Source organism: Nocardia sp. NPDC127606 (genome assembly GCF_042671725.1).
Taxonomy (GTDB): domain Bacteria; phylum Actinomycetota; class Actinomycetes; order Mycobacteriales; family Mycobacteriaceae; genus Nocardia.
Genome location: NZ_JBHXWQ010000002.1, coordinates 454,561 through 475,768 on the forward strand (window position 1 = coordinate 454,561; position 21,208 = coordinate 475,768).

General features: G+C 68.9%; 17 protein-coding genes and 1 tRNA gene. 8 read left to right on the top strand and 10 right to left on the bottom strand.

Features of this window, described 5'->3' with window-relative positions; all coding sequences use genetic code 11:
* Positions 1-101: 101 nt before the first annotated feature.
* Positions 102-725, top strand: a complete 624-nt coding sequence (locus ACFVJ5_RS12970; protein ID WP_379220155.1) for a TetR/AcrR family transcriptional regulator — start codon at positions 102-104, stop codon at positions 723-725.
* On the opposite strand, the gene ACFVJ5_RS12975 is transcribed toward ACFVJ5_RS12970, so the two are convergent.
* Genes ACFVJ5_RS12975 through ACFVJ5_RS12985 form a run of 3 tightly spaced genes read right to left on the bottom strand, consistent with a single transcriptional unit; the run spans position 697 to position 6,299 of the window.
* Positions 697-3,912, bottom strand: a complete 3,216-nt coding sequence (locus ACFVJ5_RS12975; RefSeq protein ID WP_379220156.1) for a carboxyl transferase domain-containing protein — start codon at positions 3,910-3,912, stop codon at positions 697-699. The two genes, ACFVJ5_RS12970 and ACFVJ5_RS12975, sit on opposite strands and share 29 nt — an antisense overlap.
* The gene (locus ACFVJ5_RS12980; protein ID WP_379220157.1) at positions 3,909-5,645 is read right to left on the bottom strand and encodes an AMP-binding protein; all 1,737 of its coding nucleotides are present in this window, start codon (positions 5,643-5,645) and stop codon (positions 3,909-3,911) included. Before ACFVJ5_RS12980 ends, ACFVJ5_RS12975 begins: the two co-directional genes overlap by 4 nt.
* 24 nt (positions 5,646-5,669) lie before the next feature.
* Complete coding sequence (locus ACFVJ5_RS12985) at positions 5,670-6,299, bottom strand: TetR/AcrR family transcriptional regulator (protein WP_379220158.1); 630 nt, start codon at positions 6,297-6,299, stop codon at positions 5,670-5,672.
* A gap of 106 nt (positions 6,300-6,405) precedes the next feature.
* Between ACFVJ5_RS12985 and ACFVJ5_RS12990 the strand changes: the two genes are divergently transcribed.
* Positions 6,406-6,479 (top strand) — tRNA-Asp (locus tag ACFVJ5_RS12990).
* A gap of 61 nt (positions 6,480-6,540) precedes the next feature.
* Here the strand turns inward: ACFVJ5_RS12990 and ACFVJ5_RS12995 are convergent.
* The 3 genes from ACFVJ5_RS12995 to ACFVJ5_RS13005 are packed head-to-tail and all read right to left on the bottom strand — an operon-like array spanning position 6,541 to position 9,206.
* The gene (locus ACFVJ5_RS12995; RefSeq protein WP_379220159.1) at positions 6,541-7,569 is read right to left on the bottom strand and encodes a hypothetical protein; all 1,029 of its coding nucleotides are present in this window, start codon (positions 7,567-7,569) and stop codon (positions 6,541-6,543) included.
* Between the two features lie 9 nt (positions 7,570-7,578).
* Positions 7,579-8,889, bottom strand: coding sequence for a hypothetical protein (locus ACFVJ5_RS13000; protein WP_379220160.1), 1,311 nt, complete (start codon positions 8,887-8,889; stop codon positions 7,579-7,581).
* Positions 8,889-9,206, bottom strand: a complete 318-nt coding sequence (locus ACFVJ5_RS13005) for a hypothetical protein (RefSeq protein WP_358070999.1) — start codon at positions 9,204-9,206, stop codon at positions 8,889-8,891. The genes ACFVJ5_RS13000 and ACFVJ5_RS13005 overlap by 1 nt, the downstream gene beginning before the upstream one ends.
* Positions 9,207-9,418: 212 nt before the next feature.
* Between ACFVJ5_RS13005 and ACFVJ5_RS13010 the strand changes: the two genes are divergently transcribed.
* On the top strand, positions 9,419-10,105 hold the full coding sequence (locus ACFVJ5_RS13010; protein WP_379220161.1) for a GAP family protein: 687 nt from the start codon (positions 9,419-9,421) through the stop codon (positions 10,103-10,105).
* A 123-nt stretch (positions 10,106-10,228) separates the two neighbouring features.
* Complete coding sequence (locus ACFVJ5_RS13015) at positions 10,229-10,948, top strand: polyprenol monophosphomannose synthase (RefSeq protein ID WP_378913959.1); 720 nt, start codon at positions 10,229-10,231, stop codon at positions 10,946-10,948.
* A gap of 59 nt (positions 10,949-11,007) precedes the next feature.
* Here ACFVJ5_RS13015 and ACFVJ5_RS13020 read toward each other — a convergent pair whose 3' ends face one another.
* Entirely contained in the window at positions 11,008-11,442 is a 435-nt protein-coding gene (locus ACFVJ5_RS13020; RefSeq protein ID WP_379220162.1) for a DUF6069 family protein, read from the bottom strand.
* A 152-nt stretch (positions 11,443-11,594) separates the two neighbouring features.
* Here ACFVJ5_RS13020 and ACFVJ5_RS13025 point away from each other — a divergent pair, with 152 nt between their 5' ends.
* The 3 genes from ACFVJ5_RS13025 to ACFVJ5_RS13035 all read left to right on the top strand — a co-directional run bounded on the left by ACFVJ5_RS13025 (position 11,595) and on the right by ACFVJ5_RS13035 (position 13,993).
* A complete protein-coding gene (locus tag ACFVJ5_RS13025; RefSeq protein WP_379220163.1) occupies positions 11,595-12,158 on the top strand; it encodes a hypothetical protein in 564 nt (187 codons plus the stop codon).
* A gap of 79 nt (positions 12,159-12,237) precedes the next feature.
* Positions 12,238-12,798 carry a copper chaperone PCu(A)C gene (locus tag ACFVJ5_RS13030; protein ID WP_379220164.1) on the top strand — a complete coding sequence of 187 codons (561 nt, stop codon included), beginning with the start codon at positions 12,238-12,240 and terminating at the stop codon, positions 12,796-12,798.
* Complete coding sequence (locus ACFVJ5_RS13035; RefSeq protein ID WP_379220165.1) at positions 12,791-13,993, top strand: Dyp-type peroxidase; 1,203 nt, start codon at positions 12,791-12,793, stop codon at positions 13,991-13,993. The genes ACFVJ5_RS13030 and ACFVJ5_RS13035 overlap by 8 nt, the downstream gene beginning before the upstream one ends.
* A gap of 39 nt (positions 13,994-14,032) precedes the next feature.
* Here the strand turns inward: ACFVJ5_RS13035 and ACFVJ5_RS13040 are convergent, their stop codons facing one another.
* Together ACFVJ5_RS13040 and ACFVJ5_RS13045 are read right to left on the bottom strand one after the other, a co-directional pair.
* On the bottom strand, positions 14,033-15,445 hold the full coding sequence (locus tag ACFVJ5_RS13040; RefSeq protein ID WP_379220166.1) for an HAD-IB family hydrolase: 1,413 nt from the start codon (positions 15,443-15,445) through the stop codon (positions 14,033-14,035).
* Positions 15,445-17,862 carry a glycerol-3-phosphate 1-O-acyltransferase gene (locus ACFVJ5_RS13045; protein WP_379220167.1) on the bottom strand — a complete coding sequence of 806 codons (2,418 nt, stop codon included), beginning with the start codon at positions 17,860-17,862 and terminating at the stop codon, positions 15,445-15,447. The genes ACFVJ5_RS13040 and ACFVJ5_RS13045 overlap by 1 nt, the downstream gene beginning before the upstream one ends.
* 249 nt (positions 17,863-18,111) lie before the next feature.
* On the opposite strand from ACFVJ5_RS13045, the gene ACFVJ5_RS13050 reads away from it, so the two are divergent.
* Positions 18,112-19,407, top strand: a complete 1,296-nt coding sequence (locus tag ACFVJ5_RS13050) for a salicylate synthase (RefSeq protein WP_379220168.1) — start codon at positions 18,112-18,114, stop codon at positions 19,405-19,407.
* 69 nt (positions 19,408-19,476) lie between these two features.
* Here ACFVJ5_RS13050 and ACFVJ5_RS13055 read toward each other — a convergent pair whose 3' ends face one another.
* Complete coding sequence (locus ACFVJ5_RS13055; RefSeq protein WP_379220169.1) at positions 19,477-21,114, bottom strand: (2,3-dihydroxybenzoyl)adenylate synthase; 1,638 nt, start codon at positions 21,112-21,114, stop codon at positions 19,477-19,479.
* Positions 21,115-21,208: the final 94 nt, after the last annotated feature.

A 21,208-nucleotide genomic window follows, 5' to 3' on the forward strand; every position in this document is an offset into this window, starting at 1 on the left:
AAGTTGACGTCAACTTCAAGTGAGTGAGCGCTTGCTTAGCTTGATCCACCGGGAATGTAATGTCAATCACAGAAAGAGCGAAGGGGTATCAGGTGAGTCAGGTGAGCGAGCTACTCGATGACGACCCGCTGGCCGATCCGGTCACCGGGCTGGGCGACACCGCACAGCGCTTGCTCGACGCCGCGGTAGTGCTGTTCTCCGACAAGGGTTTCGAGGCCACCCGCACGCGGGATATCACCGCGGCCGCGGGGTTGAGCCCGGCCGCGATGTATGTGTATTTCGCCTCGAAGGAGGACCTGCTCTTCCGGCTGGTCGAGCACGCCGTCGACAACACCCTGACGATCATCGAGGCCGCGGTGGCGCCCCATGACGAGCCGGTGGACCGGATCCGGGCGCTGGTCACCGCGTTCAGCATCCTGCATGCGCGCAGCTATCGGCGGGCGCGGATCGCCCAGTACGAGAGCAGGCACCTGGCCCCCGAGCACCACGACATCGTCGCCGAGATCCGCCGCCGGATCAGGCAGGCCGCGGTCGCGGAGGTGCGCGCGGGGATCGAGCGCGGCGTGTTCACCGTCGCCGATCCCCGCGTCGCCGTGCTGGCGATGATGTCGCTGGGGATCGACATCTGCCGGTGGTACCGGCCGGGCGGTGAGTTCACCCCGGAGGAGCTCGGCGACATCAACGCCGATCTGGTGCTCAGGATCCTGCGCGCGCCCGGCTATTGACGAGGGTGGCGATCCAGGTGCGGGTGTCGGCCGGGTCGATCACATCGTCGAGTTCGAAACCCGTGGCAGCGGTGAGCGCCTTGCCCTGCTGGTAGCCCATGGCGAGCAATTGCTGGAACAGCGTCTCGCGCTCGTCCGGATCCGCCACGGCGGCGAGCTCTTTACTGAAGCCGAGGCGAACGGCGCCCTCCAGCCCCATGGGCCCGATCTCGCCGGTGGGCCACGCGACGGTGAACTGCGGCGCGTGGAAGTGGCCTGCCGCCATCGCCATCGCGCCGAGTCCGTAGCCCTTGCGCAGGATGACGGTGCCGAACGGCACGCTCAGTTGCGCGCCGAGCACGAACAGCTTGCTGAACCGGCGCACCGTCGCGGTCTTCTCCGCTTCCGGTCCGACCATGAAACCCGGTGTGTCACATAGCGAGACGACCGGCAGTCCGAACGATTGGCACAGCGTGAGGAACTCGCCCATCTTGTCGGCGGCCTCGGCATCGATCGCGCCGCCCAGATGGTGGCTGCTGTTGGCGATCAAGCCGAACGGTTCGCCGTGTACCCGGACCAGCGCGGTGACGACGCCGACCCCGTAGTCCGGCCGCAGCTCGAGCGCCGAGCCCACGTCGACGATCGCGTCGATGGCGCGATGGATGTCGTAGGCGCGCAACCGGTTCTCCGGCACCACGTGCCGGGCCAGCCGTGGATCCGGTGCCTCGAAATCGTCGACCCTGCCCTGGAAATAGCCGAGGTACTGCTTGGCCAGCGCCACAGCGTGCGCCTCGTCGCGGGCGACCAGATCGACCACGCCGTTGCGTCGCTGCACGTCGACCGGGCCGATGTCCTCCGGGCGGTAGGCGCCGAGCCCGCCGCCCTCGATCATCGCCGGTCCGCCCATGCCGATATTGGCGTCCGGCGTCGCGATGATCACGTCGCAGACACCGGCCAGGGCGGCGTTGCCCGCGAAGCAGCGACCCGACACGATCGTCACCAGCGGCACCTTGCCGCGTAGAGCGCCGAGTGCGCGGAAGGTCGTCACGTCCAGGCCCATGCCGGTCCAGTCGGTGTCGCCCGGCCTGCCGCCGCCGCCCTCGGCGAACAGCACCACCGGAATCCGCTTACGGTCGGCCAGTTCGAAGGCGCGGTCGGTCTTGGCGTGGTTGTTCTTGCCCTGGGTGCCGGCGAGCACGGTGTAGTCGTAGGAGATCACCACCGCCTCGGCATCGTCGAAGCGGTCGGCGCCGATGGTCGCCAAGCCGGTGACCAGGCCGTCGGCGGGGGTGTTGGCGATCAGGTCCGCTTCGGTGCGCCTGCTGCGCTGCGCGGCGAACGCGAGCGCGCCGTACTCGACGAAGCTGCCCGCGTCGACCAGGTCGGCGATGTTCTCCCTGGCGGTGCGGCGACCGAGCCCGTGCCGTTTGGCCACGGCCGCCGGGCGGGACTCGTCCAGCGTCACGAGGTGCCTGGCACGGATCTCGTCGACATCGGCGCGAGCGCGGTCGGGATCCAGATCGGTGTGCGCGCCGCCGGTCTCGTCCGCGCCGGTACGGGTGATGATGACCAGCGGATCGCCCGGTGCGACGACCTGGCCGGGGCGGACCAGCACCCGGACGGTCCTGGCGGCATCGGGCGCGGTGACCACATGCTGCATCTTCATCGCCTCGAGCACGGCGAGCTGACCGCCTGCGCCGACGTCGGCACCCTCGTCGGTCACCTCGACCACCGTGCCGGCGAGCTGAGCGCGCACGGCCTCCTGCCCCGGATACAGCTCGATCGCGGTGACCGCGATCTCGGGCTGATCGGTCTGTGCTGCCGCCGCCAGGTCGGTCAGCCGCTCGGTGAGAAAGCCGGTGGTGGCGAGCCCTGACTGGAAGGTGCTGTCGGCGAGTATCTCTCGCAGGAACGAGATGTTCGTACCGATGCCGGTCACGGTGAACTCGGCGAGTGCCGTCGCGGCCTTGCGGGCGGCGGCGGGGAAGGACTGCCCCCGGGTGCGGGTGATCACCTTGGCCAGCAGCGAGTCGTAGCGCGGGCTCGGGGTCAGCCCGGAGCGGCCGAAGGTGTCGACCCGCACGCCGGGGCCGGTCGGCGGTGCGAAGGTGGTCAGGGTGCCCGCGGTCGGCACCGTCGAACCGTCGGCCGTCATCGTTTCCATGTTGACCCTGGCCTGGATCGCGATGCCGTCGGCGGTGGCCGGATCACCGGTGGATCCCGTTCCGGTGGAGACGATTCCACTCGGCAATCCCAGCGCGTCGAAGGGCGTGCCCTGGGCGATCGCGAGCTGCACGGCGACCAGATCCACGCCGGTCACCTCCTCGGTCACGGTGTGCTCCACCTGGATTCGCGGATTCACCTCGAGGAACACGAATTCGCGGTCGGAGACCAGGAACTCGACGGTGGCCAGCCCGCGATAGCCCACGTGGGCGCACAGCCGGGCCGCCGCCGCGTGGAGTTCTCTGCGCTGAGTGTCCGAAAGACCCTGCGCGGGCGCGATTTCGAGCAGCTTCTGATGCCTGCGCTGGACGCTGCAATCGCGATCACCCAGCGCCAGCGCCGTGCCGCCGGTGGCGACGATCTGTACTTCGATGTGCCGGGCGTTGTCGAACAGCGTCTCGGCGAACACCGCCGGATTGCCGAAACCGAGCCGCGCTTCCGCGGCGCACTGCCGGTACGCGTCGTCGATCTCCTCGGCGGCCCGCACCACCCGCATGCCACGGCCGCCGCCACCGGCCAGCGCCTTGATCATGATCGCGCCGGGATGTGTGTCGAAGAACGCGTGGACCTGCTCGACGGTGGTCGGTCCCTCGGTCGCGGGCAGGACGGGAACACCGGCGGCCACGGCGGTCGCGCGGGCCGAGGACTTGTCGCCGAACAAGTCGAGCACCGCGGGATCGGGGCCGACGAACGTGACGCCGCCGGCCGCGCACGCGCGGGCGAATTCGGCGTTCTCGCTGAGGAATCCGTAGCCGGGATGCAGGTAGTCGGCGCCGGATTCCTTGGCGGCGGCCAGGATCGCGGCGTGGTCGAGGTAGGGCGTCGCGCCGGTGCCCGCCAGCCGGATCGCCTCGCCCGCCGCGTGTACATCGGGATTGTCGGCGTCGTCCTCGGCGTACACCGCCACGGTGTCGATGCCGAGTTCGGCGGCGGTGCGCAGGACGCGCAGGGCGATCTCGCCGCGGTTGGCGATGAGCAGCTTCACTGGATGTCCTCGGATTCGGTGGCGGCGATGCGCTCGGTCATGGTGAACAGGTCGCCCTTGCGGATCTTGCCGGTCGCCGTCATCGGCAGTTCGTCGAGAATCTCGATCTCGGGGACCTTGTAGGTGGCCATGTTCTGCTGTGCCCAGCTCCGCAATTCGGCGGGTGCGAGCGAGGATTCGGGAATCAGCACGACGAAGGCGAGCGGTACCTGCCCGCGCGCGGCATCGGGCTTGGGCACCACGCCGACCGTCTGTACCTGCGGGTGCAGCATCAGCAGGGATTCGACCTCGGAGGGGAACACGCTCATGCCGTTGACCTTGATCATCTCCTTGTCACGCGCCAGATAGTGCAGTGCGCCACGCTCGTTCAGCTTGCCGACGTCACCGGTCCGCAACCAGCCCTCCCGCACCGTCGCCGCGGTGGATTCGGGATTGCGGTAGTACCGGGTGAGGATCGAAGGGCTGCGCACGATGATCTGACCTTCGGTGCCGATCGGGACCGGTGCGCCGTTCTCGTCGACGATGAGGATGTCGGTACCGGGAACCGGTAGGCCGCAGAACACCGGCTCGCTGCACAGGTCGTAATCGTCGTCCTGGAGCCCGAGGGTGAAGGTGTCGGCGGTGTGCGTCTCGGTCATCCCGTAGCTGGTCTCGCGCAGGGTGAGTCCGGTGGCGGCGCGCCAGCGGGCGCGGATTTCGGTGTCGAGCTTCACCACGAACGAGACGCCCGTCGTGTTCTCCAGCGCGGCGAGTTCGGCCGGGTCGAATGCCGGGTGGTCCATCATCTCCACGTAGTTGTCGATCATCCCGATCATCGAGGTGACCCGGTAGCGGGCGAGCAGGCGCAGTGCGGTCGTGGCGTCCCACCGGTTCATCAGCACCGCTGTGCCGCCGTTGACCAGCGGGAACAGGATCCCGAAGTCCTCGCCGGCGATCCAGAACACCGGCAGGAAGTTCAGCGCGACGAGCGGGCGTTCGCCCACCCGGAAGCCGTTGGCCACGGTGGCGGTCGCGGCGGTGTAGACCATGTGCCGCTGGGTGTGCTCGCAGCCCTTCGGCATGCCGGTGGTTCCGCCGGTGTAGTTCAGGGCGGCGAGTGCGTCCGGATCGGTGGGTTGGGCCGGGGCGCGTGGGCTTTCGATGATCCGGTGCCAGTCGGTGTCGGCCGGGGTGGTGTCGAAGGGTGCGGTGACAGCGGGTTCGGCGACGAACATGTCGGACAGCGCGGTGAGCGCGACCAGGCGCACCGGGGTGTCCGCGCGCACTTCGTCGACCAGCGGGGCCAGATTGTCCTGGGCGAGCAGGATCGTCACGCCCGCGTCGAGCAGTTCGTGGCGCAGTTCATGGGCGCGGAACAGGGGATTGATCGGCACGTGCACCGCGCCGATCTTCAGGATGCCGAGCATGGCGACGAGGAACTGTGGGCAATTGCTGAGATAGACCCCGATCCGATCGCCCGCCTGCGCGCCGTTCGCGAGCAGCCAACCGGCGAAACGGTCGGAGAGCTCGTCGTATTCGGCGTAGCTGAGGTCGCGGCCGTAGTACGCGATCGCGGTGACTTCCGGTCGTAGCGCGGCCCAGTGCCGCAGGTAGTCGACGACGGCCATCGAGGCGATCGGATATTCCACCGTGCGCGGAACCTGTGCGGGCCACGCCGCGGACTGGAGCTGTCGGATCTGTGCGAGCGCCGTGTCGAGCGCGGGCGGGGCGACGGTAGGTGGTTCGACGGTCATGGGCCCATCCGTTCCGGTGCGGGTCTAGCTGGTGAAGCCGATCAGTCGTTCGGCGATGGCGATGTGGTCGGTGATGAACTGTTCGTGCCGGTCGGGGTCGGCTCCGGCGAGCCGGGAGGCGCCGATCAGCAGCGCGTCGGCGAGGGTCTCGACGATCCGCGACGGCGGGGCACACGGATCGATCCCGCCGCGCACCTCCGCGCGTTCGAGAAACGCCGTGAACCGCTTGCGCAGACGAGTGCGCACCTGCGACCACTGCGCGCCGATCGCGGGATCGATCCCCGCCCGGTGCTCGATCAGCGCCACCAGCGCGCCGTTGGCGAACACGGCTTCGGCGAATGCCCGCGTGGTGGCCCCGATGACCTCGGCGGCCGTGCTCACCTCGACGTCCACCACGAGTTGCGCGGCCAGGAACTGCGCGCACACCCGCTCGGTGATCGCCCCGAATACCTCGTCCTTCGACGAGAAGTACGCGTAGAACGTCGCCCGGGAGACCCGCGCCCGCGTGGTGATGGTCTCCACCGAGGTCTGGTCGTACCCCCACTCGGCGAAACACCGCGCCGCCGCGTCCAGCAACTCGCCCCGGCGCGGCCCCGCGCTGTCCTTGCGCGCCGACCTGGCCCGCTCCTGCGCCTCGCTTGTGGTCACCGTCACAGCATTGTTGACGTTGACGTCAATGTCAACACCCGATCCACCACCTGACCTGTTCGGTTACCGAAACCGCGACCCACCGGGTAATATCCCCCCACGTAACAAGCAAGGCCCTGTAGCGCAGTTGGTTAGCGCGCCGCCCTGTCACGGCGGAGGTCGCGGGTTCGAGTCCCGTCAGGGTCGCAACACGACAAAGTCCCCCACACCGATCCGGTGCGGGGGACTTTTGCGTTCGAGGAGGTGCTCAGGTGCGGTGGTCGATGCTGGTGATGCGGTGGCGGCCCGGGGCTACCTCGGTGGTGCGCATGACCTGGTTGATTTTCTCGGTGGTGGCGTCGCCTGGCCATTTCTGGTGGATGGTGACGTTCCAGAGGGTGGGGTCCGCGGCGTCGGCCTTGGTGATGTGGACGCAGTATCTGACGTCGAGGGGTAGCGAGCCGATGCCTTCGGCCAGGGCGGAGGCATCGCCCACGTGGGCGTTGTCGGTGACGAAGGATCGGGCCTTGGCGGCGTCGCGGTCGACGTAGTAGCTGTATTCGAAGCCGAGGATGGCGCCCTCGGGGCTGGCGGTGTCGCCGCGCTCGGCGCTGATGGTGATCGAGGGAGTGCGGAAGGACTCGCAGCCGGACAGGGCGTGGGCGGGTAGCGGGGGCACCACGGTGGACGTGGTCGCCCGCGAGCCGGGGACGGCGGCCTGGGTGGTGGTGCTCGTCTTGTCGGCGGGACCGAGAAAGATCGTGGCGGCCACGCCGAGCACGACGACGAAGGCGAGCGCGCCGACCACACCCTTGATCGCGGCGGCGGCTTTCGCCCGGCCGCCGCTGTCGTCGTAGCGTTCGTCGTCGAAGTTCTTGCGGGGGCGCCGCGCGATCTGGCCGCCGCCGCCGAAGTCCTTGAGGCGCGGCAACACCGGCATCTCGACGTGGTCCCCGCTCTGTTCGGTGGCGGTGGCGGTGGCCCAGTCGTTCCAGTCGACATCGTCGCCGCGCTGCGTCTCGACCGGCGCGTCGCCGTCGTTCCAGTCGTTCCAGTCGCCGGTGAACCCGTCGTCGTCGGCGGGGTTTCGATACACCGGCTGGACGGGTGCGGGCTGGAACGGGTCGTTGTCGTCGAACGGTTCCGGGTCGGGTGGCGGCCAGGTCTCGGGGTTCGTGCCGATCGTCTGCGGCTCGGCCTCGCGTCGCCGCCTGCGTCGCCGTTTGCCCTGCGGGCGACGGCGACCGGGCGGCGTAGCGTCCGGCGACGTGAAGTAGGCACCGAACGGATTCTCCATCCGGGGGTCCTACGCCGGCGCCGGGACGACTCCCGGTTGACCGTGTTTAGGTGCGGCGGAGGGCTTTTCGGTCTCCTGATCCTGCTGCGGACGACTGCTGGGCGGAACCACCCCGCCTTGCATCGGCTGCTGGGCGGGCGCCGGTGTGCTCGGCGCCTGTTGGGGCTGTTCGGTTTTCGGCGCCTGGTTCGACTGGAACGGCGCGGACGGCGCGGGGCTGTCCGGCTTCGCCGACGCGCCACTGTCGTTGTTCGCCCCGGCGCCGGTGTTGGCGCCGGCGCCGGTGCTGGTGCCACCCCCGGTGCTGGTGCCGCCGCCCAATCCGCCGAACAAGGTGTTCGTGCCGGTGCCACCGCCATTGGTCGACGGCGAGGTGGGTGCGGTGCCCGCGGGGGTGGTGGAGGTGGCGCCCTCGGTGCCGGTGGCATTCGCGGCGAGAGTGTCGATTCCGGTCGTCGCCAACTCGGAGCCCTTGTCGATTCCGTGCATCGCGACTTCGGCGATCTTGTCGATCAGATGCGTCCCGAAGGTGACACCGGCATCGATCGCCGCGGTTCCCAACGACACCCCACCGTCGATCAAGGCCTCTTGCAACGCGATCTGCGCCGCTGTCGCCGGATCGATGTTGTCGTCGTCGTCATCCCAGGAGGAGTCGTCCCACGACGAGGTATCGGACCCGCCGGTGCCGAGCACGTAGACCCCGGGCGCCACCTCCGTCGCGCCGGTGGGGACGGTCACCCCGTTGGTCCCGCCGAGATCGCTGGTGAGCCCCTTGGTGTCCCGGGTGTACTGGTCCATCTCGGTGCTGGCGTTGCCCACCACCCCGACCGCTTCCGAGATGGCCTCTTCGGCCAGCTCGACGATGGCGTCCAGGTTGTTCTCGTTCACCGCGGGCGCGGCCTTCTTCGCCTTGGCCCGGAAGTCGGCGATGATCGCGTCGACCTTGGCGGCCGCGGTCGACTGTGTCGAATATGCCTGCCCGAGCAGCGAGCTCAAACTGGTCCCACGATCGGCCGCGGCCGAGACCTCGGTGGCGGTCTGCCGCAGCGCGGGCGTTGCCGGTGCCGCGGTCTCGGTCGACTCGAGCGCGTACAGCCCGAGTCGATGCGGGTCTTCGGTAGCCGTGGTCGCGGCGGACGCCGACGTCAGCGCGGCGACCACGGACGCGTCGGGATCGGCGGAAGTGTTGCTGCCCAGCGATCTCCGCAATTCGAGCAACGGCACTTCGAGCAGCGCGATCACCGGCTCGATCTTCGCCTCGGCCTCGGCGGGAGTGATCGTGCTGACCGTGGTCTCGGTGACCAGCGACTTGGAACGCATCACGCCACCTCTCCCTCGGCTGCCCGCAGATCGCCCGCCAGCCCGGTGTCGATCCCGGTCACGCTGGCGCCGAAGCGATTCAAGATGTCCTGATAGGCGGTGACCAGGTTGCCCGCCGTGCTCAGCGTCGACGCGTGGTCGCCCGCGGCCTGTGTCCAGGCGGCGGCGAATTCACGCCCGAGCACGCCGAGCCCGGACAGGTCGACCCCGGCCGCGGTCGTCGTATCGGTGGCCGCTGTGCCAAGAAGTTCGGAAACCCGAGCTGCCGCACGCTGATAAGCGTCGAGCGCTGACGGGTCGAATGACATTTCTGCCACGATGTCTGCCCCTTCACGATCGCGGATCCCGGCACGGCCGGTGCTGAAAAGCGTAACCACCGAGCGCGGTTTGCGGGGGAGTCCAGTCCAGATGGCAGGATCGATTTCGCGACCGCGCAGGTCACGGACTTTCGTCGCGACGTTCGGGTGGTGCTGGTGTGACTGACGGGTCGGCGATCGAAATATGACCGGCGAGTAGGGTCAGCCACGTCATGGATGGGTATCGACTGTTGGCCCTGCTCGGGTTCGCTCTGCTCGACGCGCTCGACGTGCTGCTGGTGGCGATCACCACGGCCGTGGTCGCCGACGCCAGGCTGACCCGGCGCTCGCCGATGACGGGTGTGCTCAGCTTCCTCGGCGGCGTTTTCGCGATCTCCGTGGTCTTCGGCGTGTGCACCGTGCTCGGCATCGACTTCCTGGTCCGGCTCCTCGACTTCGAGTTGACCCCGACGCTGCGGTACTGGGGCGAGCTGGTGATCGGTCTGGTGCTGATCGCGGTCGCCGTGCTGCCGGTGGACACCACCGCGCCCACCGGTGGTCGCTGGGTCGAGCCGGTGCGCAAGCGTCCGTGGCTGATGGGCGTGATCGGCTTCACGCTGGGTCTGGCGAAGGTGCCGACCTCGGTGCCCTACCTCGCGGCCCTCGCGCTGCTGTCCGCGCAGCGCCCGCTGCCGGTGGTGTGGCCGGTGATCGTGGTCGGGTACTGCGCGATCGCCCTGGTCCTGCCGCTGGTCGTGCTCGCGGTGGCCATGCGGCGGACACCGCGCGCGCGGCGGGTATACCGCCTGCTCGTGCGGGGCATCACCCGGTTCGGGCCGCCGGTCATCAGGGTGCTCTTCGTCGTGTTCGGCATCGGATTGATCATCGACGCGCTGGTCCACGCGGGTCGTTTGTGGTGAGCGCCCGCACGGCCACTCAGGAAAGCGTCAGGACCATCGAGTACCGTCATAACGAATCGATGACATGCCCCGTGCCCGCATCCTGGGCCGCGGGGCTATCCAGGTGAGCAGGGAGGGCGACCCTTGAGGGTTACCGTTGTTGTGCCGACCTACAACGAGCGGGAAAATCTGCCGGTGGCGGTGGAGCGGCTGACGGCTCTGCCGGTGTCCGATCTGCACGTGCTGGTAGTAGACGACAATTCACCCGACGGCACGGGTGACGTCGCCGACAAACTGGCCGCTGAGCTGCCGAATGTCGTGAGCGTGCTGCACCGCACCGAGAAGGACGGCCTCGGCCGCGCCTACATCGCGGGCATCACCGCGGCGCTCGACGAGGGCGCCGACGTGGTGATCCAGATGGACGCAGATCTGTCGCACCCCGCCGAAGTGATCCCGTCGATGCTCGAGAAGCTGAGCTCCGACGATGTCGGCGTGGCGCTGGGGTCGCGCTACGTGCCCGGTGGCTCCACCGCCGCGGAGTGGAAGTGGTACCGCAAGGCCCTGTCGGCCTGGGCCAACTTCTACGTGAACCTGATCCTGCGCCTCGGCGTGAAGGACGCGACCGCCGGTTTCAAGGCCTGGAAGGCCGACACCCTGCGCGCGATCGACGTGGCCTCGATCCGTAGCAACGGCTATTCGTTCCAGGTCGAGATGAACTACCGTGCGATCAAGAAGGGCTACACGATTGCCGAGGTGCCGATCCGCTTCGAGGAGCGCACCATCGGCGCGTCGAAGATGAGCCTGAAGGTGCAGCTCGAATCGGCGCTCATGCCGTGGAAGCTGCTGTTCGGCCGCTCGGTCTAGAACTCGACACGCGAAAGGCCCCGCCGTTTTCTCGGCGGGGCCTTCGCTGTGTGTTCGGGTCACTTCGCGGTGATGCTGCGGCGCACACCTTCCAGCGCGATCACCATGACCGGCACCAGCACCACGTGCATCACCGACAGGGCGATGGTGGAGGCGGTGTCGAAGTCGGCGGCCACGGTCAGCCCGATGGTCGCGATCGACAGCACCGATCCGACCACGGCGGCGGTCCGCAGCACGCCGGTCCACACGTAGGACAGCAGCACGGCGACGGTCAGCCCGATCAGCACCGGCACCGCCGACATCATGATCACGCCGCCGGGTGCGGCATCGGTGACCTTGCCGTCGGCGATCGTGGTGAACGTTCCGCCCGCGGCGGCGCCGATGGCCCAGACGATCAGGTTCAGCACCACGGCGGCGGCAGCGGCGCCCAGCACGGCCACGGGCCGGTTCAGTGCGGGAACGGTGTAGGTGGCGGGGGCGGTGGTGGTGGTCATGATGTTCTCCCTCATTCGGTGGTGAGACCATCATCAAACCCAAACAATGGTTAAGGTCAAGTCTTTCTTCGGAATTCGGGTGCGGCGCCGATGAGATCCCGGTCATACGCCCTGATCCCGATATCTACGACACGTAGTCGTAGCATGGCTGGGTGCGTTCACCGACGGATCACACCGCGCGCTTACGCGGCGCGGCGGTGGGTGCCGCGTCCGGTGCGGTCGCCGTGCTCGCGCACGGACTCGGTGGCGCTACCGCCCTTCCCGCCGGCTCGTCGATGGCTCTGCTGTTCGCCGCCTGCGCCCTGATCGGTGTCGTGGTCTCCGCGCTGCCGCGCGGGAACAGTCCGGTGTCGACCATGGCGGTGCTGGCTGTCGGCCAGTGCGTCGGGCACACCGCGATGTCGCTGGGACATGTCCAGCACCATCGCCTTTCGGCCGCGATGGCGCTTGCGCACCTGGTCGCGATCCCGGTCGGCGCGATCGCGATTCGCGCCGCCGAAGTCGGTGTACGCCGGGCGATCACCAGCGTGCGTCAGCTGGTTCTCGTGGTGGCCGGGGTCGTGTGCCCTCCCGCGCGTCCGGTCCGGCTACCCGCCGCCGACGAGCGCGCGGTAGTCCGGCAACTCCTCCTGCGACCGGATATCGGGCTACGTGGTCCGCCCCCGCAGGGGCGCGACCGCACTCACCCCCGTACCGGCGTAGCTCGACGCCGCTGAATCCCACCGTCCCGGTGGATGATTCGCTGTGCCTACAGACCGGTCCGGGGCCCACCTCACCCGATGATCGGAGTTCTCCATGTCCGCGTACACGCGTACCCACCTGCGTTCACCCCGCGCTGCCCGCCGTCTCGGCGCCGCGACCGCACTGTCCGTCCTCGCCTTCTTCGCCACCGCCTGCTCGGGTTCCGAACCCGCACCCGCCGCCACCGCATCGGCGGGTGACCGGATCACGATGAGCGACCAGTGGATCAAAGCCGCCGACTCCGGCATGTCCGCCGCCTTCGGCAACCTGCGCAACACCGGGGACGCGCCGGTCACCCTGGTCGCCGCGACCAGCCCGGCCTCGGACCGGGTCGAGATCCACGAGGTCGTGCCCGACAGCACCGGGGCCAAGACCATGCGTCCCAAGGAAGGCGGCATCACCATCCCGGCGCACGGTGAGGTGACACTGAAGCCCGGCGCCGAGCATCTGATGTTCATGGATCTGAAGCAGCCATTGCGTACCGGCGCGGAAACCTCGCTCACCCTGACCTTCTCCGACGGCTCGAGCACCGTCGTCAGCGCCCAGGTGCGCGATTTCGCCGGCGGCAAGGAGAATTACACGCCGGGCGCCGAGAACCCGACGCACGGTGGCTGATCCGCATGCCGGGCTCTCCCGCCGCCGGTTGCTCGGCGGGGGAGCGGCGGCGGGCGTCGTCGGCGCGGCCGGAATCGGCTGGGGCGCGGCCGGTCTCCGGGATCGGGAACGAGAACCCGACGTCGGGCGCGACGTTGTTCCGTTCTACGGCACCCACCAGGCCGGCATCGAGACGATGCCACCCGGTCACGTGGCCTTCGCCGGTTTCGACCTCGCGCCCGGCGTCGGACGCGAGGACGTCATCGGCCTGCTCAGGATCTGGACCGACGACGCGTCGCGGCTCACCCAGGGCATTCCGGCGCTGGCCGACACGGAACCGGAACTCGCGGCCCGGCCTGCCCGGCTCACAGTCACGGCCGGTTTCGGCCCGGAGTTGTTCACCGTCACCGGTCTCACCGCACGACGACCGAGCTGGCTGCGGCAGCTACCGCCGTTTCCCGTCGACCGGCTGGAGCCTGCCTACACCGGCGCGGACCTGGTACTCCAGGTCTGCGCTGGGGAAGCGACGACGGTCGCGCACGCGGTGCGGGTGCTGTCCAAGCATGTGAAGTCGCTGGTGACGGTGCGGTGGGTGCAGCGCGGCTTCCGGGACGCGCCACGTGGCCAGACCATGCGCAACCTCATGGGCCAGGTCGACGGCACCGTCAATATCGCCCCGCGCACGGTCGATTTCGATCGTCTGGTGTGGGACGACGGAGCGTCGACGCCGTGGTTGACCGGCGGCACCTCGCTGGTGCTGCGCCGGATCGCCATGGATCTGGACAGCTGGGACGAACTCGATGCCGACGGTCGAGAACTGACCGTCGGCCGAAGGGTCACCACCGGTGCGCCGCTCACCGGCACCGCCGAGAACGACGAACCCGATCTCGCGGCGGTCGACCGTAACGGCATCCCGGTGATCCCGCCGTCGTCGCATGTCGCCCGCGCCAGGCACACCCACGACGGTGAGCGGTTCCTGCGGCGCGGTTTCAACTACGACGAGGCGCCCGCCCCGGGGCAGCTGTCGAATTCGGGACTGCTGTTCGTTGCCTACCAGCGCGACGTCGACGCCCAGTTTCTGCCTGTGCAGCAGCGGCTGGCGGAGTTCGACGCGCTGAACGAATGGACGACACCGGTGGGCTCGGCCGTGTTCGCGATCCCGCCCGGCGTCCCCGCGGCCGGGAACTACCTCGGGCAGCAATTGTTCGAGAGCTGAGGGAGTCCGGCCGGGCGCACCACCGCGCCCGGCCGGATCTCAGTCGGGTTCCGGCCAGTTCAGCAGGGTGGTCTCGAACAGCTGCCGAACGCCTTCTACCTCGGCGTCCATGTCGGCCGGGTCCCAGCCGGAGACGTCGATCGGCGGTAGTACCGCGACGTCGACGATGCCGGAGCGGGCGATCGGTGAATCCCGCCAGGCGATCTCGCCCGCGTTGCGGACCACCACCGGAATCACCGGCACGCCCGCCTGGATGGCGATATGGAAGGCGCCCTTCTTGAACTGCCCGACGCCGGGGGTGAACGAGCGCGTTCCCTCTGGCGCGACCGCGATGGAGAGCCCGTCGCGCAGGGTCGAGACCACGGGGGCGAGTGCGGCTTTCGCGCGCTCGGTATCGGTGCGATCGATGAAGGTGACCCCGACGAACCGCATCAGCGGGCCGAACAGGGGGTGGTTGGCGAGTTCCTTCTTGCCGATGCCGGTCACCGCGCCGTCGAGGACCTTCGGCACGATGATCACGTCGAACTGGCTCTGGTGGTTGAACAGGAACACCGCGGGCCTGGGCGCGCGGGCGTTCTCGGCTCCGACCACGCGCAGTTGGACGTCGATCGCGCGCAGGGTGGCGGTGGTGGCGTCGTGCATGAGCGCGTCGGCCATCGTCTGGCGTTTGCCGGTGTAGGACTTGCGAAGTACGCCGATCAGCGCCCCGCCGATGAGTCCGGCGAAGCCGACGACGGTGCGCAGGTAGTCGACTGGGCGCGGGGCGCGGCGCAGGCGAAAAGTCAGGGTGGGCCAGTCTTTGCCGACGGCGATCGCGGCCAGCGCCGGGTCCGGGTCGATCACGGTCGGCCGGGCGGCGAGTTCGAGGAGGGGCAGGTCGGTCACGCTGTCGGAATAGACATAGCCGATGTCGAGGTTCGCGGCGAATTCGGCTACTGCCGTGGACTTTCCGCCGCGCCACAGCGGGTCGCCCGCCGTCTGGCCCGTGAGAACGCCGTGCTCGACGGCGAGTTCGGTGCACAGCACGTTGTCGATGCCGAGCCGCTCGGCCACGGGCCGCACCTGGAATCGGGTGAGCTCGCTGACCAGAATCACAGTGTGCCCGGCCAATTGGTGCGCGCGGACGAGCTGCCACGCCTCAGGGAACATTCGCCCGTAGATCTCCTTGGCGAAAGCCTTGCGGCCCAGCTGTTCGAGCTCGGATTCCGAGGCGCCCGCCCAGGTCTGTTCCACGGCGTGCAGGAAGCGTCCGTAGTCTCCGTCGTTGCCGCCGCGCTGGATGCCGCCGAGCAGGGTGGCCAGGCGATCGTCGCCACGACGCAACACTTTGCGCGCCAGTCCACGTCGTGGCAGACCGTCGACGACGGTGCCACCGAAATCGAACACCGCGGCGACCTGCGCGCCCTGCGGGCCCGAGCGGATCGCGGCCACGGCTTCGGCGAGTGAGCTCATCAGTTCGTGTTCCTGTTCGACGGATCGAGCGAGGCCGCCCGGGCGATGCGCTCTCCGAGATCACGCAGCTGGTCGGCGAATTCCTGGCGCTTGTCGATCAATTCGGCCTCGGCGCCCGCGGCGGCGGGCGCGATGAGGCCGTGGTTGTCGGCCAGTTTCCAGGCACTGGTGAACAGTTCCGACGACACCGATTCCGGGCTGTGCAACCGCTGCTGCAACAGCATCTGCTTGCCCACCGCCACGCATTCGTCGATGAACTCCTTGCGATCGATCGTCGCGTCGGCAGCGCGGGCCACCAGCCGCTCGGCCACCACCAGTTGCGCGTCGAAGAACGAGCGCAACACCCGATGGGCCATCACGAACCCGGATTCGGTGACAGCGCCGAGGAATTGGCGATCCAGCCGGTCGTCGGGGGTGTGCTCGTCCCACTCGGGCACGATGATCCGCACTTCCTCGATGATCTGATCGGCGAACTCCTTCCGCTCCGGGAAGAAGAATTCGAACTTGAGCAGATCGCGCAGCGCGAACGCCGCCTTCCACGCCGACCGCAGCGGGTCGTCACCCGGTTGCTCCACGGCGGTCAGGGCGGCCAGCTCGAGGATGGCGCGGTTGACGAACCAGTGCACCGCGCTGTTGCGGTAGAACGCCGCCTCGAGGTGCGCGCCCGGTTCGATCGCGTAGACCGGTTCCAGCCCAACGCGATACACGGTGACCACGCCCGCCAGCGCGAGCTGCTCGAGCACCACCCGCAGGCCCTGTTCATCGCGCAGCGTGGTGAGTTCGCCGCTGGGCAGTCCACGGCCGACGATGTAGCCGAGCACCGGATCCAGCACAGTGCGCACCTGGCCGAGCGTGAGCGCGCGCTCGTGCACGCCGAGCAGCGCCAGGGTGACCAGCGCGTTGACGGTGATCGGGGTGACCTCGTTGATGCCGACCGCGACGTCGAAAGCCAAGCGCTGCACCGCTTTGTGCTCGGCGTCGGCCAGCGTCTTCTCGTCGGGAACGCTGGCCGAACCGGTCTCGGTGTCGCGCAGCGGAATGGTCACCGGCCGCCGATCGAGTGGATCGCCGTGCACTCCCAGCCGCTCGCGTGCCGAAATTGCCTCGCCGAAGCGCACATACACGCGTCCGGCCGAGTGTTGCTGGCTGCGAACATATCTCGCGAGCCACCCGATGCCCTCCGGCTTCTTCTTGCCACCGGCCTGTTCGCTGGCGATCGCGCCGAGCTCGTTGAGTCGTTCGTAGGTGATCGAGACCGGCACCAGCATCACATCGTCGATCCGTCGCGAACGGACCGCGGCGGCCAGGTAATTGAGCAGCCCGTAGCGCGGCGGGCGGAGTTTGCCCGTCCTGGTGCGACCGCCCTCGAAGTACCACTCCATATTGAATCGCTTGGCCAGCAGGTAGGCGAAGTACTCCTCGACGACCGCCTTGTAGACCTCGTCGTCGCCGAAGCTGCGCCGGATGAACACCGTGCCCGTGCGCCGCGCGATCGGTCCCATCGGCCAGAAGTTGAGGTTCGCGCCGCCGATCACATGGTTGGGCGGAAAGTCGTTGCGCGCCAGCACGTCACCCAGGACGAACGCGTCGACGTAGGAGCGGTGCGAGGGCAGGAACACCAGTGGGTGCTTGCGGTTGAGCTTGCGCAACGCGTCGAGACCGCGCAGATCGGTGTCGACCTTCCAGGTCGAGGCGTGCACCGGTCGCATCGCCTGGGTGAACAGGTCCGAGACCAGCCGGCTCTGCGCGGCGACCAGTTCGCGCAGCGCCTTCTCCGCGTTGCGATAGACCTGGTCGGGTTCGGAGCCGATCTCGTCGGCGATGTAGTCGAGCTTGCGCTGGAATTCGGGGGAGTCGAGGATCTCCTCGGCCACCAGCTGGGGCACCTTGTACCGATCGCCGATGACGGTGCGTTCGGCGCGTTCGAGCGCCACCACGGCGGCGCGCACGACCGCGCGCGCGAACGGATCCGCCGAGCCCGCGCGCAACAGCGCCGCGGCCTCGGGATTGTTGGTGCGCAGCGCGCTGAGCCGGGCGGGCGCGCCGACGAGCACGCGGTGGCGGTCGGGTTCGGTGCGCAGCAGCCTGCGCTGGACCAGCCGGTTGGGTTTGCGCGGGTTGGTGAGCATCGCCAGGTCGGCGAAGGTCACCCGGCGCACGCCGTCGCGTTCGGGCGGCAGCCACAGCACTCGGACGGGCACCACCAGCGGGTCGTCGGTCCTGCCGACGAGGCGCTTGGTGATGGCTTTGGCGTCGAGGTCGAGCTGGGTCACCGGGGCTGTGGAGCCGATCTCCCCGCCGAGGCCGCCCTGGGCGATCCAGTCGCCGATCACTTCGCGTTCGACGCCGGAGGCCGCGTCGACCAGGGCGACCACCGAGTCTGCCTGCGGGCCGCGCCGCCCACCTTTGTCGATCATTGCTCCATTCAAGCCGCAGATCTGGTTCGGCGCATCGAACTTGGGCCACAGCGCGTTGCGCGGCGCGCGCGCCGCGGTGGATATGCGGCGCGAGCGCGGTGCTGGAGGTTTGCTCGGTGTGGAGCGGGAGTGGCGAAGAATACCCAGGATGAGTCTGGCCAAACGGCGAGGTAATGCTAACCTAACCGAGCAAAGTTAGGTCAGCTTTACCTTGGAGGATCGTTGTCGTCGACGGAACAACCCGTACGGGTGGAGTATGTGACCGACCCGGCGGCAGCGATGTCACGTCTGGCCGTCTCGGATCGATTCGGTGAGTACGTGATGTACGAACAGCCCGGGGTGTGGGTGTTCGCCGCCGATCCGCTCGGCAGCGTCGAACTCGACGCCGGTGAGCTGCGCACCGTCTGGGGTGGTGAGACCACCGCTCGCGCCTGGACCGGCAGCCCCGCCACCGCCATCGACACCGCGCTGGCGGGCCTACCGCTCGACGGCCGCAGTGCCTACGGCTGGATCGGCTTCGAATTCTGCGCCTACTCGCTGTCGGCGACGCACTATCTCAATCCGCTGACCTCGTTGGCGCACCTGATGATTCCGCGGATCGAGGTGCGCATCGACGCCACCGGCGTGCGGATCAGCGGCGCCACCCCGAGTGAGGCGTGCGACATCCACGATCTGATCGCCGGCTCGCAAGGTATCGACCTGCCTGCCCCGACGCCGGTCGACGTGCGATCCGACCCGACGAACTACCAGGAGCGCGTGGCCACGGCGGTCGCCGAAATCCGTTCCGGCAGCTACCAGAAGGTGATTCTGTCGCGCAAGGTCGAGCTGCCGTTCCCGGTGGACGTGCCGGCGACCTATCGCCTCGGCCGGGCCAACAACACGCCCGCCCGCTCGTTCCTGCTGCGGCTGGGTGGACTCGAAGCGGCCGGGTTCAGCCCCGAGCTGGTGGCCTCGGTCGACGACGATCGCGTCGTCACCACCGAACCGCTGGCGGGTACGCGGGCGTTCGGGCTCGGCGCCGAGGCCGACGATGCCGCCCGCGCCGATCTGCTCGCCGACCCGAAGGAGATCGTGGAGCACGCGATCTCGGTGCAGACCTCCTTCGCCGAGATCGCGGAGGTGGCCGTGCCTGGCACGTCCGCGGTCTCCGATTTCATGGCCGTGCGCGAGCGCGGCAGTGTGCAGCACCTGGCGTCCACCGTGCGTGGCACCCTGGCCGCCGACCGCACCGCGTGGGACGCGCTCGAGGTGCTGTTCCCGTCGGTGACCGCCTCCGGCATTCCCAAGCGCGCGGGCGTCGACTCGGTGTTCCGCAACGATCACGATCCGCGTGGGCTGTATTCCGGTGCGGTGGTCTGCGTTTCGCCGACCGGCGCGCTCGAGGCGACGCTGGTGCTGCGGGCGATCTACCAGACCGGTGCGGGTGCGTGGTTGCGCGCCGGTGCCGGGATCGTGGGGCAGTCGCGTCCCGAGCGTGAGTTCGAGGAGACCTGCGAGAAGCTGGGCAGCGTGGCGCCTTACGTGGTCAAGGCCTACAAGGCTTGAGTCTCGGAATCGAACGGCGGCCCACCCTTCGCGGGGTGGGCCGCCGTTTCGCGTATCCGGTGTCGGGCGTCAGCCGTGCAGGGCGCGCAGGGCCTTCTTGTCGATCTTGCCGACCGCGGTGATCGGCAGAGCGTCCGCCTGCCGGACCAGGTCCGGGAGCTTGTAGGTGGCCAGACCGCGCTCGGTGAGGAAGGACTTGATCTCGCCGAGGGCGGGCAGCTCGCCGGTGACTACCAGGACCACACAGGCCTTTTCGCCCAGCGAGGCATCGGGCAGGCCGACCGCGGCGGCATGGCGGACGGCGGGGTGGGCGAGCAGGTGCTCCTCGAGTTCATCGCAGGAGATGTTCTCGCCGCCGCGGTTGATCACGTCCTTGATCCGGCCGCTCACGACGAGGTGGCCGCTGGGCAGCCGGCGGACGAGGTCGCCGCTGCGGTAGAAGCCGTCGGGAGTGAAGGCGCGCGCATTGTGCTCGGGCGCACGGTAATACCCGCGCAGCGTGTAGGGGCCGCGGGTGAGCAGTTCGCCCTCTTCGCCCTGGGCGACATCGTTGCCCTCGGCGTCGACGACGCGCAGTTCGTCGGCGGGGGAGAGCGGGCGGCCCTGGGTGGTGTACACCAGCTCTTTGTCATCGTCGAGACGGGTGTAGTTGAGTAGCCCCTCGGCCATCCCGAACACCTGCTGCAGGGTGCACCCCAGCGCGGGCTCGACATCGCGGGCGTTCACCTCGGCCAGTCGCGCGCCGCCCACCTGGAGCAAGCGCAACGAGCTCAGCTCGGCGTCTTCCCAATCCACGGCCGCACTCCACAATTGGGCCAGCGGCGGCACGACGCCGGTGACGCTCACCCGGTGCTTCTCGATCGCGGCGAAGGCCGCCTCGGGGCTCGGGTCGAGGGTGAAGGCGATGGCGCCGCCGGTCGCGACGGTGCCGAGGATGCCGGGGCAGGCCAGCGGAAAGTTGTGCGCCGCGGGCAGTGTCGTGAGGTAGACGTCGTCGGGGGTGAGCTCGCAGACCTGCGCGCTGGCGGTCGCGTTGTAGACGTAGTCGTCGTGGGTGCGCGCGATCAGCTTCGGCAGGCCGGTGGTGCCGCCGGAGACCAGCATCACCGCGATGTCGGACGGGTCGATCTCGGGCAGCGAATCACCGTCGCGAGCAACCGAATCCAGGGCGACGAACCCGGATGTAGTGCCGCCCCCCGTGTCCGGATCGCCTGCTACCAGGACGTGGCGCAGGCTCGGAACCGCCTGCTGCACGGTGGTGGCCAGCTCGCGGTAGTCGAAGTCGCCGAGGCGGTCGGGGATGAGATAGGCGACCGCTTCCGACAGCGCGGCCAGGTGCTCGATCTCGGCGCGGCGGTGCGCGGGCAGGGTGAGGACGGGGATGATCCCCGCGCGCAGCACACCGAACAGGGCCGTCGCGAACTCGGGGATGTTCGGCAGTTGCACGATCACGCGGTCGCCGGGATTGATGCCGAGGGCCAGCAGTCCGTGCGCCATCCGGTCGGCGGCGGCATCGAGTTCGGCGTAGGTCTGCGCGCCGGCGTCGCTGAGCACCGCGGGTCGCTGTGGCTGGGTCCGCGTGGTGTCGCGCAGGAGGTCGCCGAGCGTTCGCCCGGTCCAATAGCCCGCCGCCCGGTATTCCCGCGCGGCGGCTTCGGGAAATGGGACGTAGCCCTCGCGGTGGCCGGTTGCCGATGTCGACGTCACGTACTGCCTCACTCGAGTCTCGCTACACTTGCAAAGGTTAGGCAACCCTATCTCAATGGAGTAGGCTGCCGCCGGGCAGTACCGAATCCGTCCC